General features: G+C 58.0%; 11 protein-coding genes. 2 read left to right on the top strand and 9 right to left on the bottom strand.

What is annotated here, in order from left to right; all coding sequences use genetic code 11:
- Positions 1–180: 180 nt before the first annotated feature.
- Genes PW789_RS01010 through PW789_RS01000 form a run of 3 tightly spaced genes read right to left on the bottom strand, consistent with a single transcriptional unit; the run spans position 181 to position 6,121 of the window.
- Positions 181–1,626 (bottom strand): efflux transporter outer membrane subunit, encoded by a 1,446-nt coding sequence (locus PW789_RS01010; RefSeq protein ID WP_299370344.1) that lies wholly within the window; start codon positions 1,624–1,626, stop codon positions 181–183.
- Between the two features lie 44 nt (positions 1,627–1,670).
- A complete protein-coding gene (locus tag PW789_RS01005) occupies positions 1,671–2,933 on the bottom strand; it encodes an efflux RND transporter periplasmic adaptor subunit (protein WP_299370342.1) in 1,263 nt (420 codons plus the stop codon).
- Complete coding sequence (locus tag PW789_RS01000) at positions 2,930–6,121, bottom strand: efflux RND transporter permease subunit (RefSeq protein ID WP_299370340.1); 3,192 nt, start codon at positions 6,119–6,121, stop codon at positions 2,930–2,932. The genes PW789_RS01005 and PW789_RS01000 overlap by 4 nt, the downstream gene beginning before the upstream one ends.
- 136 nt (positions 6,122–6,257) lie before the next feature.
- Between PW789_RS01000 and PW789_RS00995 the strand changes: the two genes are divergently transcribed.
- Together PW789_RS00995 and PW789_RS00990 are read left to right on the top strand one after the other, a co-directional pair.
- The gene (locus PW789_RS00995; RefSeq protein WP_299370338.1) at positions 6,258–7,169 is read left to right on the top strand and encodes a LysR substrate-binding domain-containing protein; all 912 of its coding nucleotides are present in this window, start codon (positions 6,258–6,260) and stop codon (positions 7,167–7,169) included.
- 55 nt (positions 7,170–7,224) lie between these two features.
- Positions 7,225–8,133, top strand: a complete 909-nt coding sequence (locus PW789_RS00990; RefSeq protein WP_299370336.1) for a M23 family metallopeptidase — start codon at positions 7,225–7,227, stop codon at positions 8,131–8,133.
- On the opposite strand, the gene PW789_RS00985 is transcribed toward PW789_RS00990, so the two are convergent.
- The 6 genes from PW789_RS00985 to PW789_RS00960 all read right to left on the bottom strand — a co-directional run bounded on the left by PW789_RS00985 (position 8,130) and on the right by PW789_RS00960 (position 16,563).
- Complete coding sequence (locus tag PW789_RS00985) at positions 8,130–8,765, bottom strand: DUF4126 domain-containing protein (protein WP_299370334.1); 636 nt, start codon at positions 8,763–8,765, stop codon at positions 8,130–8,132. The two genes, PW789_RS00990 and PW789_RS00985, sit on opposite strands and share 4 nt — an antisense overlap.
- 68 nt (positions 8,766–8,833) lie before the next feature.
- Positions 8,834–9,976, bottom strand: a complete 1,143-nt coding sequence (gene dgt / locus PW789_RS00980) for a dGTP triphosphohydrolase (protein WP_299370332.1) — start codon at positions 9,974–9,976, stop codon at positions 8,834–8,836.
- Positions 9,977–10,069: 93 nt separating this feature from the next.
- Positions 10,070–12,139, bottom strand: coding sequence for a tetratricopeptide repeat protein (locus PW789_RS00975; RefSeq protein ID WP_299370330.1), 2,070 nt, complete (start codon positions 12,137–12,139; stop codon positions 10,070–10,072).
- Positions 12,140–12,308: 169 nt separating this feature from the next.
- Entirely contained in the window at positions 12,309–13,925 is a 1,617-nt protein-coding gene (purH, locus tag PW789_RS00970) for a bifunctional phosphoribosylaminoimidazolecarboxamide formyltransferase/IMP cyclohydrolase (RefSeq protein ID WP_299370328.1), read from the bottom strand.
- A 23-nt stretch (positions 13,926–13,948) separates the two neighbouring features.
- Positions 13,949–14,878 carry a dihydroorotate dehydrogenase gene (locus tag PW789_RS00965; protein ID WP_299370326.1) on the bottom strand — a complete coding sequence of 310 codons (930 nt, stop codon included), beginning with the start codon at positions 14,876–14,878 and terminating at the stop codon, positions 13,949–13,951.
- Positions 14,875–16,563 carry an alkaline phosphatase family protein gene (locus PW789_RS00960; protein WP_299370324.1) on the bottom strand — a complete coding sequence of 563 codons (1,689 nt, stop codon included), beginning with the start codon at positions 16,561–16,563 and terminating at the stop codon, positions 14,875–14,877. Before PW789_RS00960 ends, PW789_RS00965 begins: the two co-directional genes overlap by 4 nt.
- Positions 16,564–16,592 lie beyond the last annotated feature (29 nt).

Below are 16,592 nucleotides of genomic sequence, written 5' to 3'. Positions count from 1 at the left end.
AACCAAGTAAATCCATACTGGCCATAGGTTGCCTGCTTTTTGGCGTTTTTTTGAAACTCCTTCAGACCAAGAAAAATAGGAATTTTTTACCAGGTTGGCGCAAATCTTGCGCCGTTTGAGGCAACGAAAATAGGCAGGGAGAGCGTATCTCCCTGCCTATTTATGCTGCCGTAATAAGTCTTACGGGTGCTGTGGAAGCTGATTGCTGTTCCAGCCCCCTCCGAGCGCCTTGACCAGGAGCACACTCGCCTCCAGGCGCCGGCGGGTGATATCGATATCATTGCGCTCGTTCTGCAGCAGTGACGTCTGCCATGTGATGACCTGCAGATAGGTGTCCACACCGCCCTCATAGCGCGTATTGAACAGGTCCAGGGATTGCTGAGCCGATGCCGTGGCCTGATGCTGCTGATCCGCTTCAATCTCCAGACGGTGCAGCGCATTCAGATTGTCTTCCACCTGCTGGAAGGCGGTCAGGGTCGTTTGCCTGTAGTTTGCAACAGCAGCGTCATACTGATCCAGCGTCATGTCCGAGGATGCTCTCCGCCGACCATGATCGTAGATCACCTGGGAAGCTGCTGGGCCTACCGCGAAGAATCGGCTTGGCCAGCTGAACCAGTCTGTCACTGAGGTCGCGCGGAATCCGGCACTGGCAGAGAGACCCAGCGTTGGGTAAAACGCCGCCTTCGCAATACCGATCTGCTCGTTCGCCGCCGCCATCCGACGCTCCTGGGCCGCGATATCCTGACGACGCTCGAGAAGCTGCGACGGCAGCATTCCGGGAATAGCCGGCAGCGCGGGTTTTTCCTGGGTCACCGGGCTGACCGCGAGCGACAGACTTGCCGGGGGCTTACCAACCAGCACGGCAATTGCATGCTCGAAGTCCGACCGTTGAATATCAACATCCGTTGCCTGCACTTGTGCGGTCTGCAGCAGGGTGCGCGCCTGGGTGACATCCGACAACGGCGCAGCTCCGCCGTTATAACGGTCCTCTGTCAGCTGAAGAGCGCTCTTGAACGCGAGCACGGTGTCGTCCAGAAGCTTTCTCTGAGCATCAGCCGAGCGTAGGTTGAAATAGTCGATCGCAAGCTCCGCATGCAGCGAGAGGCGGACGGTCTCCAGGTCGGCCGCTGAAGCCTGGGCCTGATCCGTCGCCTGCGTGATCGAGCGCCTGATCCGTCCCCAGACATCGGCCTCGTAGTTCAAATCAATGGGTAGAAGAAAATCGCCGGTTCCATCGACTGCGAGCGTTTTGTTGAAGTAGGGCTGATTCACCGAGTTGCGCACTCCGTTCATGCTCGGAGCGACGCTGATTGTCGGGGCCTTCGCCGCACGGTAATAGCGGATCGCGGCCCGCGAGGCCTGAAAGTTTGCCTCGGCCGCCTTCAGTGTTTGGTTCGCAGGGTCGATCTGCGTCTCGAGATTATTGAGCGCGGGATCATCGAACATGGTCCACCACTGCCCTTTGATCTGCGCATCTCCAGGCTGTGCAGACTTCCACCCTCCGACTTCTTTGAAGCTTGAGGGACCTTCCTCCTTGAACTCAGGAGCCAGCGGAGCCGCAGGCCGCGAATAATTCGGCCCCACGCGGCATCCCGACAGGGTTCCAGTGACTACCGTTGCTGCCAATGCCGCGACTGCGAATAAACCTGTTCGCCGATCTTGCTTCATTGTCATGGCCGTCCCTTCGCCGCCGCCGCCTGAGCGCGAACCTCCATCCCGCTTGTCAGCGAATCGGAGGGGTCGACGATGATCTGATCCGTGGGCGACAGTCCTGAGACCACCTGAACCGAGTTTCCATAATCATGTCCAATCGAAATCGGAACCAGTTGAACCCGTCCATCCTTCACCACGCCAACGCGAAGACCCTCAGAGCGGAATAGCAGCGTGTTGGAGGGGATGGTGAAGGTGTGGCTCTCCACAGGCAACTTGAAGTGAACAAACACATAGGCACCGGGGCGCAAAATTCCCTTGGAGTTATCGACGTCCACTTCGACATTCAGCGTCCGGGTGGCATGATCGATCGCGCTCGCGTTGCGGACAATCCGGCCGTTGATCTTCAGGCCAGGGCTGGAGTCCTGCGTGACGATCGCGTTATCTCCATCGTCGATCGAATCCGCATACACTTCAGGCACCGAGACATAAACGCGCAGCTTCTCAACCGCCGCAAGGTGGAATAATTCACGAGGGCTGGCCGAACCCGAGCCTGCTTGAATCAGGTCCCCGATATCCGTATTTCTTGCAGTGATAATGCCGTTGAAGGGAGCAATGATCCGTTCATAGCTCTGCAACTGCTCAAGCCTGCGCACATTGGCCTTGCTGGCATCGACAGCCGCCTGGGCAGCAATGTAATTGCTCTTCGCCTGGTCGGCTTCCTGCTGCGAGACAGCATGCTTTGCCAGCAGATTATCCCAGCGCTTGCTGGTCACGCCCGCCAGCTCCATGTTGGCCTGAATCCGTTCCAACTCGGCGCGCGACTGCATCAGTTGCTGATCGATCTCTGGCGTCTCGATCTCCGCCAGCAACTGGCCCTTGCGCACATGCGCACCGATGTCGAAGTACCACCTCTTCAGGTAGCCATCGGTACGGGAGTAAATCGGCGTGTCCGTGAACGCCTGCACATTGCCCGGCAGCGTCAGGTCCTGTGCATCCGCGCCGATGGACGGAGTGACGACGTGGACCGACATCACTGCAGCCTCCGCCGTCGATTGCTCAAGCGCCTTCTCACTCGAAGACCGCGAGCGGATGCCGTAAACGATTGCTCCGAGGACCACCAGCGCAAACAGCAGCATCAGCATCCTGCTGCTCCCCGGGCTCTCCACCTCATGGTCCTTGTTGAGAGAGGTGTGAGCTGGCACTACATCTCCTGGTACCGGATTCTTGTCTTCTGCGTTCATGTCCTTCTCCGCATGGCGATCTTCATGATGAACTGTCATGCATGCTCCTCAACGGTGTGTCCTGCCGCGGCTGCGGGCTTCTTCGCCCTTCCATGGATCAGCGCAAACACAGTAGGTACGAAAATCAGCGTGGCTATCGTCGCGCAGAACAGACCGCCGATCACGGCGCGTCCCAGAGGAGCATTCTGCTCACCGCCATCGCCCATGCCCAGCGCCATGGGAACCATGCCAATAATCATGGCCAGCGCCGTCATCAGAACGGGACGGAAGCGCGTTGTTCCGGCCTCAATGGCCGCCCGAATCCCATCTCCATGCTCCTCAAGTCGCGCCTTGGCAAATGAGATCACCAGAATACTGTTCGCCGTCGCGACGCCCATACACATGATCGATCCCATCAGCGCCGGCACAGACAATCGCGTATGCGTAAGGAAGAGGAACATCACGATTCCAGCCAGTGCGGCCGGCAGCGCCGTAATGATAATGAATGGGTCCACCCAGCTCTGGAAGTTCACGACGATCAGTAGATAAACCAGCAGAATCGAAAAGACCAGTCCGCCCAGCAGTCCGATGTAGGAGCTGCGCATCGTCTGGACCTGCCCCTTGAGGGAGACAAACGTGCCACGCGGAAGCGTCTTGCGACTGTCGGTAAGAATCTTCTCAATCTGCCTGCTGACTGCGCCAAGATCTCTTCCCTGCACATTGCCGTAGATATCGACGACGCGCCGGATGTTGTAGTGATTCATCACGGCCACTTCATGGCCGCGCTTCACAGACCCAATGTCTCCCAGGATCTCAGGCGTACTTGTTCCCATCGGTCCCGCGCCGCTGGTCGTCTTATTGATTGGAATGTTTTGCAGATCCTGCATCGAATCCATCTTGTATTGCGGGGTCTGCGCCACCAGGTTGTAGTTCACATGGTTCTTCCAGTTCAGGAAGAACATGGGTGTTACCTGGAAGCTGCCGCTAAGCGTATTCAGCACGCTCGTCGCAACATCACGCTCGGTATAACCGCCCTGCGACGCCTTTGTGCGGTCCACATCAAGCTGCAGTGTCGGATAATCGAACGGCTGTTGGATCCGAAGATCGACCAGGCCTGGTACCTGACGAAGCTTTGCGAGGATCTGGTCGGCATGCTGCTTACTCAGATCGACATCGTTGCCCTCAATCTGGATATCAATCGGAGCCGGTACGCCGAAGTTCAAAATCTGCGTCGTAATATCGGCAGGAAGTGTATAGAACGTCGCATTCGGAAAGCGACGCGGCAATTCTCGGCGCAGCGCCTCCACGTATCGTGCCGTAGGATGATGATCTTCCTTCAACGTGACAAAAATATCGCCATCTGCGGCATTCAGCGTTCCGTTGGTCAGATGCTGTGTATTCATCGAGCTGTAGGGCATGCCGATGTTATCGAGAATGTTGTCGATCTCAGATTTAGGTATCTCTCTGCGGATCTCATCCTCGACCAGATCGAAAAGACGCGCCGTCTCTTCAATACGCAAACCTGACGCGCCACGCACGTGCAACACGAACTGACCACTGTCCGTATCAGGGAAAAAGTCCTGTCCCAGGAACGGTGCCAGTAAAAATACGGCCAGGCAACCCACCATAAAACTGGGGACAAAGAGGCGGCGCTTGGAGACAAGTCCGCTCAGCAGACTATGGTAGCTATTGCGAAGACGCTCGAAGTTCCGCTCGAATCCCCGCTGAAAGCCCGCAAAGAAGCCCTTCTTCGCACTCTCATGATGCTCGTGCTCCTTCAACAGGTACATCGCAAGCGTCGGAACCAGGGTGCGGCTCAGAACATAGCTCGCAAGCATCGCAAAGACCACGGCCTCAGCCAGCGGAACAAACAGAAAGCGGGCGACACCGCTTAGAAAGAACATCGGCAGAAAAACAATACAAATACAAAGAGTTGAAACAAGTGCAGGAACCGCGATCTGCGCGGCACCCTCGAGAATCGCTTCGCGCAGCGGATAACCTTCTTCAAGGAATCGCTCGATATTCTCAATCGTCACCGTGGCGTCATCGACCAGGATTCCGACTGCCAGCGCGAGACCGCCCAGCGTCATCGTGTTGATCGTCTCGCCCAGAAGGCTCAGAACGATCACCGATGTCAGAATGGAGAGCGGAATCGAGATCGCGATAATAATCGTCGACCGCCAGCTACCCAGGAAGATCAGGATCATGATGGCGGTCAGCACCGCCGCAATGATCGCCTCGCGAATAACACCCTGCACCGCAGCCCGTACGAACACGCTCTGGTCGGAGAGCGGTGTGATGTTCAGTTCGGGAGGAAGGGTCAGTTTGACGCGGGGGATAAGCCTGCGGATACCACTTACAACATCCAGCGTGGAAGCGTTGCCGTTCTTCAGGACCGAGATCAGTACGCCGCGGCGTCCATCCTGCCGGACGATATTGGTCTGCACCTGAAAACCGTCGCTGACACTTGCCACATCGCGAAGAAAGATCGTCGTTCCGTTGACCTGCTTCATTGGAATCTTCGACAGCTCTTCCACCGTGCGCGGCGATCCGTTCGTACGAACGTCGTACTCCGACTGGCCGATCTTGATCGTTCCCGATGGCATGACGACGTTCTGCGACGCGACCGCATTCAACATGTCACCCGGAGCAATCCCCTTGGATTGCATCGCTGCCTGGTCCATATTGATGGTGATCTGCCGCTGCTTACCGCCATACGGCAGCGGAACGACCGATCCTGGAACCGTGATCAGTTGGGGACGGATGAAGTTTGTCGCATAGTCATTCAACTGTGACTCCGACAAACCTTCACCGGAGACGCCGAGCTGCAGAATCGGTACGCTCGATGCAGAAAAGTTGATGATCTGCGGAGGCAGAGTTCCGGGAGGAAGCTGGCGCAATTCATACTGCGAAGCCGCCGTTATCTGGGCATTCGCTGTATCGAGGGACGCACCGGGCTGCAGATAAACCTTGATGACGACAACGCCGTTATAAGTCGTCGACTCGATGTGCTCGATGTTGTCGACCAGCGTCGTAAGCGCCTTCTCATAAGGGGAAGTCAGCCGGCCCTCAAGCTCTTCAGGATTCAGTCCCGTATATTGCCAGCCGATCGAGACGACGGGAATATTAATATTGGGGAAGATATCTGTCGGCGTGCGCAGAATAACGACGGGCGCCGCAATGAGTATGAGAAGCGCGAGAACAATGAACGTATACGGCCTGTTCAGGGCCACCTTAACAATCCACATTTGGCGCCTTCTACCTTACCCTTCCGTCAAAAATCACAGGAATTTCTGATCACTATCTTAGTAGATACGCTTAATGGCCAAATGTCGCACAGTTAGTTCCGAAACGTATCATCGGAAAAACCGATAATATCAATCCATGGAACTTCGTCACCTGCGCTATCTCATTGCCGTGGCGGATCACGGCAGCTTCACAGGCGCGGCCCAGCGCGTTCACATTGCGCAGTCCGCTATCAGCGAGCAACTAGCAGATCTGGAACATGAACTGGGCATTCCGCTCTTCACCAGAACCTCGCGGAAAGCAACCTTCACTCCGGCCGGAAACCTCTTTGTCGAAGAGGCGCGACGCGTGCTCGCAGCTGCAGATCACGCGGTGGAAGTCGCTCAGCGGGCCCATCGCGGCAAGATGGGCGCACTTCGTATCGGCTTCTTCGGTGGAGCGACCGGCGTGAGCTTTCCCCGCCTCATCCGCCTCTTTCGCAAAAAGCATCCCGACGTGCAGCTCTCGCTGGCAGAGATGAACTCGAGTGAACAATGGCAGGCACTCATCAAAGGAGAGATTCATGTCGGCTTTACGCGCCGACTGGAGCCCGAATTTCGATCTGAACTCAAATCGGAACTCATCCAGCAGGACCCTATCGTCGCCGTTCTTCCCAAAAATCATCCGGCTGCAGCCAGTGGCATCGTCGATCTTCTCGATCTGGCCGGAGAGTCCTTCGTCATCTCCTCACGAGAGATCTCGCCCGCGCTCTACGATAAAGTCATTGAACTCTGCTTCGAGGCCGGCTTCTCCCCTCGTATCGGAAGCATCTGCACCGTCTGGTCGACAGTCATCCTCATGGTTCAGGCGGGTGAAGGAGTGGCCCTCATGCCGCTCAATCGGCAACAGCATCGCACGCGAGAATTGATCTTCAGTCCACTCAAACAAAAAAATGCCTTCATCGAGTTCGTTATGGCCTGGTCCCCAAAGAACGATACGGCGCTCAGCCGCAGCTTTCGTGAGCTGGCCGTAACCATGGGGTCCTCGCCGCTGGATCTTTCGCCGGAGTGATCCCTGCAGTCACGCTATATTCGAGGCATCGGTTTTATACTCAGGAGCATTCTCCGTGCGCAGATGTCTCGCTTATTCAGCCATGCTCCCCCTGCTGTGGCTCTCACTCTGCTCGACGGCTCTTCGCGCGCAAGAGGTCTCCTGGCTGCCGGATTCCCTAAGTAACGGCTCCCCCTGCCTCTTCTCAGTCCATCTTCAAGGGGCGAATCATGTCACCGGCACATGGCAGGGGCATCCACTCACCTTCTTCCGCACCCACGACCCCGCCACTTGGGATGTGCTCGCCGGAATAGACGTCGCGGTCAAACCAGGAGTCTATCCACTACAAATCGAGGCAACCCTCGCGGATGGAACGACCCGGCACACCGAGCAATCAATCCGCATCGAAGAGGCTCCCTATCCCACAACGACACTCACCGTTCCCGAAAAATTCGTAGCTCCCTCGGCGGCTTCACTCAAGATCATCGCGGCAGACCGCGTCCTCAAAGAACAGGCGTTTGCAAAGACATCACCACAACCGCTCTGGTCCGGTCCATTCCGGCCACCCTTGGCCATCGCTCCGAAGACAGACTCCTTTGGAACCAGGCGCACATTCAACGGGACCCTTGCGAGCATCCATCGCGGCATGGACTATCGCGCAAAACCGCTGACACCAGTCAAAGCCGTGAATGCAGGCAGAGTGATTCTCGCCCACAAGCTTTATTACGAAGGCAACTGCGTCATCATCGATCATGGCCAGGGGCTGATGACGCTCTACATGCACCTTTCGCACTTCAGGGTCCGGCAGGGGGATAACGTCCGCCAAGGCCAACTGCTCGGTCTCAGTGGAGCCACAGGACGTGTCACCGGGCCACATCTTCATCTTGGAGTACGCTGGCAGGGCGCCTATCTCGACGCCTCCAAACTCTTCCAGATGGAACTCCCCGCAACGCCGACCGTACAAAAGGCAGTTCCGACTCCTTAGAGCAGAGGTCGCTTTCCTTCTATCGCCGGACTCTCTTCAGACTCGACACCAAAGAGCTTTCGAAGGAGACGCTGGATCGCACGCACCACCGCTCGAGCCGCAAGCAACGCGGCGATCAGCAGAACAATGGCGATCGTAGCGGCGATCATCGGATGGTGGGTGGCGAACCACGTCAGCCCAACCGCAAAGACATCTTCCGTAGTGCTCAACGCGATATTCGAGATCGGCTCCGGACTCGGAGTGACCGCTGCACGCACAGCGGTCTTCGAGCCATGTGCAATCATGGCGATCACGCCGCCGAGCCCAGCCGCGAAGATCTGCATCTGCGGCGAAAGCTGGGAACTTGCATGGTATGCAATCAGTCCAGCTACGGGGATGCGAACCACCGTCTGAAGCGCATTCCAGACCATGTCGAACCCGGGGATTTTGTCCGCGAAAAACTCCAGCACAAACAGCAGGCCGCAGGTAACCAGAACCCATGGGCTTCCGAGCCCGTCCAACCCGGGAGGAAGTGCAACCCAATGCGTTCGCGCGAGAAGCCCCAGCGTCAGCACTGTGGCATAGATGTTCAGACCGCCTGCGAAACTGGCAGCTACTATCAACGCCGCAATACTGGCAGGCGAAAAGCTCATCGTGGCGGAATTCTACTCCCTGTTCAACCAAGTGAGTGTTTCTTTTACTGGCCCGACGGCTAACGTCTCTATCGACGGACCGCGCGTTTGACCTGCGCGTACTGCTCAAGGATGAAGCTGTCTGTCATGCCCGCGATATAGTCCCCCACCACCCTCGCCAGCCCTTCCTGCTCAATTTCGCCGACATAGCTTGGGGGAAGCTCCTCTGGATACGCGATCCAGAAGTTGAACAGAGTCGTGACCACCTCTTCCGCTTTGTCGTGCTCCAGCTCCAGGGCATCGCAGGTGTACAGCGTGTCGTACAGATAACGTTTTTCTTCCAGACGCTCCGACTCCGCCTGCTCCGAGAAAACGGCCAGGCGTCGGCCGTGGCATCGGATATCCGCAAGCGTCTCTGCGCCCATCTCCCGCGTGTTCTTCAATGTATTGGCAATCAGGTCATCGGTCAGCGTGTTCTGCATCAACTGCAGCGCTTCATGAAAGAGGTACTTCTCCTCCACGCCGGCATGCTTCGCTTCGACCATGCGATAGCATCGGCCCAGGATCGTGACATGCTCCCGGATGTGCCCGATCTCAAGCAGACCCGACTCCACACCGTCATCAAGATCCGCCGTCAGATAGGCGATCTCATCCGCCAGATCAATCAGCTGAGCCTCGAGCGGCGGCCTCTCTGCCAGCAGGTATTCGGCTAACTCCGGGTGCTCCTCGGGACGATAGTCGCGCGAGTGCTTGATGATTCCCTCGCGAACGCCCAGCGTAAGATTCAGACCGCGATGAGCCGCATAGCGCTGCTCGAAGTGCTCCACGATTCGCAACGCATGGAGGTTATGGTCGAAGCTCCGGCCATGCTGGAGCAGGCAACGATCCAATGCACGCTCACCGGCATGCCCAAATGGAGGGTGGCCGATGTCATGTACCAGCGCCAGCGTCTCTGCCAGACTCTCATTGAGCCCCAGCGCCGTCGCCGCTGCGCGAGCGATCTCTCCAACCTCGATGGTATGGGTCAGCCGGCTGCGAAAGTGATCCGAAGAACGGCTGGTGAATACCTGAGTTTTTCCGGCGAGGCGACGAAAGGCACGCGACTGCACCACCCTCTCGCGATCGCGCTGAAATTCTGTTCTGCCAGACCGTGCCGGCGCCGGATAGACGCGCGCCGTCAGAGGATCATTGGAATCCCCAAGCACCGCACAGTAACTGAGATCGTTCCCCATCGCAAACCTGAGTGTAACGGATGCCTCTCTATGAAATAGCTGTGGCACGCCGTTTCTTAGCGGCGTGCCACAGTACCGTTCACGAAAGATTGTTTATTTCACCTGCGCCGCATTCAGCTTTGCCAGCTTCACCCGGGCCGTATCCAGCTTGTGCTGCACCTTCGCGACATCCTCCGGGTCAGCATCGGCAGGCAACGAGTTCGAGTATTCGGTCAGCGAACGCTCCCACTGCGTAACAGCCAGCTTCAGCTTGCCTGTCTTCTCATACACCTCGCCAAGATGATCGTGGATCGTCGGATCGCCGCTGTTCCGCTCATTGGCCTTGCGGATATTCTCCTCCGCAAGAGCGTACTGTCCCGTCTTGTAGTACGCCCACCCCAGCGAGTCCAGGTAAGCGTAGTTCTGCGGATCAAGCTCAACGGCCTTCTGAATCATGGTCAGAGCCTCGCTCAGACGAACACCGCGATCCGCGAGCATGTAGCCCAGGTAGTTCAGAATCGTTCCATTCTGTGGATCGATGGCCAACGCACGGCGGAATTGGGCCTCTGCTGCGTCGTACTGCTTCTGACGATCTGCCAGCGTCCCGCGCAGGAAGTAGACATACAGCTTCTCTTCCGGCTTCTCCGAAAGTGACTCGGCTGCGCCCAACTCGGCGTTCGCCTCCGCCCACTCCTTCATGCGAATGTAGATGTTCGCCATTGCCAGGTGGACCTCACGGTCGCCCTGCGCCTTGCCGCTCGACGACAGCTGCGACTTCGCCAGGGCAACCCCCTCTTTGACATTACCCGTATCCGCAAGCTGTCCCGCGTACATCAGAACCACACTCTGGTCCTTTGGCATCGCCTTCGCGGCATCGGCGGCAATCGCGGTCGCTTCCTTCCACATGTGAGCATCGCGGTAGCAGTCCACCTGCCCCTGGTAGCCGCTACGTGCAAAGTCGCCACCCATCAGCACCATCTGCTTGTAGACGTCCACGGCTTCTGTCGTCTTGTTCTGTTCCTTATAGATCAGGGCCATGCGCTCCAGAAAGATCGCGCGATTCCCCTTCTCTCCATCCGTATACTTGCCGTCAGTGTGAGCCGTACCCTCCAGCAGGTTACGCAGCGTCGCGATGGCTTCGTCGTACCGACCAAGCGTGTCGTAGATCAGCGCCTCGTTGTAATTCAGCTCAACGGAATCCTGGGCCAGCGGCTTGGCCTTCTCGATTGTTGCCAGTGCCTGATCGTAATGGCCCTGCTGGCGCTGGATATCCGCGATCTTGATCAAAGACTGCGCATCCTGCGGCTCTGCCGTCACAATCGTGTTGAACAGCTTGAGCGCCTCGTCCAGCTGGCCGTCCGACAACAGCGCATTTGCCAGTCCACGCTCGGTATCGACATTGTCTGGATCGTCATCGAGAGCGCGGCGATACGATGCAACGGCATCCTTCGGCTTGCGCAGCTGGTCGTACGTGGCGCCAAGCGCAAAATCAATCCGCGCGCTACGATCGTCTGCAGGAATCGACTTCAGAACATCGGCAGCACGCAGAAAATCGCCCTGCTCGGTGTAAAGGCGATACATGTTCAGAACGACATCTTCTGAACCCCCATCGATCTTCTGGGCCGCCTTGAACTCCGACTCTGCCTTCGCCGAATCGTGATTCAGCCCATACAGCTGACCGAGTAACAGGCGCGTCTCGACGTCATCCGGCTTCAACGCTGCGAGCTTCTCATATTCTGCGATTGCCATCTTCAGCATCTGCGTCGATTGCTGGCTCTGCATATCGCCAAGCGACCGCAGGTAGACCTTGCCTAGCAGCTCGTGGGCCGCGGTGTCATCCGGGTTCTTCTTCACTTGATCCTGAGCGGCACCCACCGCCTCGCGAATCCTGCCAATCTTGAAGTAAAGTTCCGCCAGACCGTCCTGCAACAGGCTCGACGTCGGATCCGCATCCAGCGCAAGCTTGTACTCCTCAACTGCCTGCGTCGCGAAGTCCGGCCGGCCTGCATTCACCGCCATGTCCTCGTACATGTGTGCGAGGCCGTAGTGGTAGTAAGCCGCTGACCGATCCACGGACTTTGTCGTATCCGCTGCAGGTGTGGTCTGAGCCGACACCTGAACCGCCGCCAGAAACGCTGCTGCGGGAATCAACCGGAGGATGGAGGCACGCATAAATGGGCTCATCGTCGATAACTTCCTGTGCCGCCTTGATTTGAGTGACTTCCACAAAACTACTGGGCCGCCGCCGTGGCGAATATGCCATTTAGACGGCGGCTCCATTCAATTGGCTGCAAACCGCCTTGCCGGAACCACAGCTATGGATGGCTTGGCGGTGATTATAACCATCTTTCCCTCACCCGTGCCGGAAATGGCGCGCCCCCGTAAAGACCATAGCGACCCCCAGACGGTTGGCCGCTGCAATCACGTCAGCATCCTTTACCGACCCGCCAGGCTGAATAACCGCAGTCGCTCCAGCGGCTGCAATCGTCTCCAAACCGTCCGGGAAGGGGAAGAAGGCATCCGACGCCGCGACCGTACCGGCCAGCGGCAGAACCGCCTTCATCGCACCAAATCGTGCTGCATCAACGCGACTCATCTGGCCAGCGCCGACTCCCACCGTCTGACCATGGCCGTCCGAATAACGCGCATACACAATGGCATTCGACTTCACATGCTTGCAGACGCGCCAGGAGAACAGCAGTGCACGCATCTCTTCCTGCGTCGGCGTCCGCTCCGTCACCACCTTCAGCTCGGCCTCGGTGATCCGCAGGCGATCGGCATCCTGCACCAGCAGACCACCCGAAACCTGCTTGATCACCCGCGGCGTCTCAGCCGGAACAATCTTCACCAGTCGAAGGTTCTTCTTTGCCGCAAACCGTTCAAGCGCCTCTTGTGTAAAGCCGGGGGCAACAATCGCCTCAACAAAAAGCTTGGCAATCTCCTCCGCCGCCGCACCGTCCACCTCTCGGTTGATTCCAATCACGCCACCAAACGCGGAGATCGGATCGGCCTCAAGAGCACGCTTGTACGCCTCGAGTACAGTCGCGCCAGTAGAAGCACCGCAGGGATTCGTATGCTTGATAATCGCGACGACGGCGTCTGCCGCCGCATCGAACTCACTGACCAGCTCCCAGCAGGCATCGAGGTCAACCAGGTTGTTGTAGCTCAACTCCTTGCCCTGCAACTGTTCGGCAGCTGCCACGCCCTTGCCACTACCATCTACGTAAAGAGCCGCCTTCTGGTGCGGATTCTCGCCGTAACGCAGCGTCTGGCTCCGACGATCGATAATCCGCAGCGTCTCCGGCAGTTCCATGGAAAAGGCTGCCGCGCCCAGAGGAGCCTCGATCGCCTCCAGGGCCGTCGCAATACCTGCGTCATACGCTGCCGTCACAGCAAACGCCTGCTTGGCCAGCCTCCAGCGTGTTGCACGCGAAAGACTTCCCTTCTGTGCCTCCAGCTCCTCCGACAACCGCAAATAGTCATCCACGGACGTGACAATCGCAACATCCTCGAAGTTCTTCGCCGCAGACCGCACCATCGACGGGCCGCCGATATCGATGTTCTCAATCACATCGGCAAAGTTGACGCCCGGCTTCTGCGCTGTCTTTTCAAAGGCATAGAGATTGACCACCACCATGTCGATCGGCTCGATGCCATGCGACTCCACCGCCGCCACATGCTCCGCATTGCCGCGCATGTGCAGGATGCCGCCATGAACCTTGGGGTGAAGCGTCTTTACCCGGCCGTCCAGCATCTCCGGAAATCCGGTCAACTCGCTGATGTCCTTGACCGTCAGGCCGGCGTCACGCAGCGCCTTGGCCGTACCGCCGGTCGAAACCAGCTCCACCCCATGGCTATCCAGCACACGGGCAAATTCAACAAGGCCGGTCTTATCCGTAACAGACAAAAGAGCACGGCGGACAGGACGAAGATCGACAGAGACAGAGGCTGGTGCACTATGAGAAGTCATCACCCTCTATTCTATGAGCCTTTTCAGGGCAGAACAATCGACCCCGTCAGCTCGCTCGCTCGCTCGACGCGATGCGCGCTGCACCACCGCAGCATTCCATTCGCAATGTTCTCTACCGCGCGCGGATCGGCATAGCTCGCCGTCCCCACCTGCACGGCGGTCGCTCCCGCCATCATGAACTCCACCGCATCCTCGGCACGCACGATTCCCCCCATCCCGACGACAGGAATCTTGACCGCCTTCCAGGCATCGTGAACCATGCGCACTGCAATCGGCTTGATCGCCGGCCCCGAGAGCCCTCCGGTTACGTTCGCGATCCGCGGCTTTCGCGTTTCAATATCGATTGCCAGCGACACGAAGGTATTCACCAGTGAAACTGCATCCGCCCCGGCTTCCTCGGCCACACGCGCCATGGCTGCCATACTCGTAACATTCGGCGAGAGCTTCACCATCAGCGGCCGCTTACACACGGCCTTCGTGCAGGACACCAGCTCCGTCAGCAGGCCAGGGTCCACGCCAAAGGCGATTCCTCCGTGGCTTGTATTCGGGCAACTCGCATTCAACTCGTACAGTGCGATGCCCTCCGCGTCGTTCAACACGCGGATCACCTCCAGGCAATCCTCCACCGTATAGCCGAAGATGTTGGCGATCACGACCGCGCCCTTCATCGCGCGAATCTTCGGGAGCTTCTCTTCGACAAAGGCTTTCACTCCCATATTCTGAAGCCCAATCGCGTTGATCATGCCCGACGCCGTCTCAATGATCCTCGGCGTCGGATTACCCTGCATCGGTTCGCGTGAAAGTCCCTTCGTGACAAAGGCTCCGATACGGTCGAAGGCAACGATCTCCTCAAACTCGACCCCATAGCCGAAGGTTCCGCTAGCTGCAATCACGGGTGACTGCAGCTCCACCCCGGCGATCTGGACACGCATGTCCGGCGCATTCGAGCTCATCGCTTGGCTGCCTTCCGCGACGTCGCGGGAACTAGTCCGGCACCCGTATCCGGCTTCATCACCTGCGTCAGCACATGGCCCTCAATACTCGAAGGCTGGTTCACCCGCAGAATCGAAGCGAAGGTCGCGGCGATATCCACCGGCGCAACCCGATCGTGATAGGTCCCCGGAATGAATCCCGCACCGTAAAAATCAAGTGGAACGTGACGATCGTAGGCATAGGACGAATAGTGCGTCGCGCCCATCTCGGAGCCTGGGAACTGGAAGGCGCTGAAGTTCACCCACAGTGCCCAGCCCACGTACGGCGAGTAGCTGTGCATGATGCGACGGCCCAGTTCCGTGTCCGGAATCTCGCCCAGACGCATCTTGGCGACCGGATAAACTGCTCCGATGCCAACCGGATCACTTACCCGGTCCGCAGGCATCGCCGCCTTCGAACTCTTGACCCCATACGCGGCGTCCTGAGCTGCCAATACGTCCTCCAGCGCCTCAGCCGCCGTACTCTCCGCTTCCATCTCGGAGACATGTGCCGCCTCAAAGGCCTTCTGGTTCAGCTGGATGTACGGATACTCTCCACCCAGAACGTACTTATCGCCCTTCTTCACCGGCCACTTCTTGTCCAGCGCCGCCTCCAGCGCCTTCAACACCGAACCGCTCTTGATCGCGACCGACGGCATCTGCACATCGTTGGCAGCGCGCATCGTGGGGGCCACGCCATGATCGCCGGTAAGCGCAATCACCACGTTCTGCAGACCGACCTGCTTATCCAGAAAGGTGAAGAAGTCGTTCAGCGATACGTCCACCGCATCGATCATCTTGCGCTGCTCCGGGGAATCCGGCCCAACGCGGTGGCCGAGGATGTCCGTGTTGCTGATCGAAAGCGTCAGCATATCTGTCACATCGCTATGCCCCAGGTTTTCGTTCTTCACCAGATCCTCGGTGAAGTCGATCAGATACTGCACCCCTGCCGGTGTGCCTCCCACACCTTCATAAAAGTTTCCGGTTGCAATCCCGGCAGCAGATCGCGCCTTCTTCCGCTCATCACTCGCGTTGAACGACTCGGCCCACGCCGGAAGCTTCGGCTCCCAGTAGCTCGAAGTAATAAAAGCTCCCGAATCGTGATCGGTCCAGTAAGCGCCCTTGGTGGAATGTCCCGAGGTCAGAATCGCTGCTCGGTCCTTGAACGACACGCCAAAGACCTTGGCGCGCCCCTGCGTCGCCAGTGTCAGCTCATCGCCCAGGGTCGAAGCCGCCTCGCGGTGAGGCGATGCTCCCGGCGACACCTCGCCTCCTTCGGGAACACCTACGAGCTTATAGCGCTTGTCGCTGACCGACGACACCAACTCGGGCTTGCCGTTCTCATCGTTCTGCCACCACTCGTTTATAGGGATCTTGTGCCCGTCCGTGTAGCTGCCTGTTCCAATCGTCGAATGCCCTGCCGCCGTCACCAGGTTGGCGTAATCGTAGTAGCAATCCGTGAAGTGAACGCCCTTCTTCAGAAACAGATTGAAGCCGTTAGGCGTCTTGAAGTCGTCGCGGTAGCGGTCCAGGTAGTCCCCACGAAACTGGTCGATTACCAGAACGACAACCAGCTTGGGAGTAGCGTGGTAAGCGTCAGCTCGCGCCGGAACAGCCCCGGGCAGAAGAAGAACAAGCAGGAGAAGGAAAGCAACAGCGTGGCGCATTGCATAAGATTACCGCGTCCGACTCTTAC

Origin of the sequence: Edaphobacter sp. (genome assembly GCF_028283685.1) — a bacterium.
GTDB lineage: Bacteria > Acidobacteriota > Terriglobia > Terriglobales > Acidobacteriaceae > Edaphobacter.
Note: the sequence above shows the minus strand (reverse complement) of the source record. Positions and strands in the feature narration are given on the sequence as shown.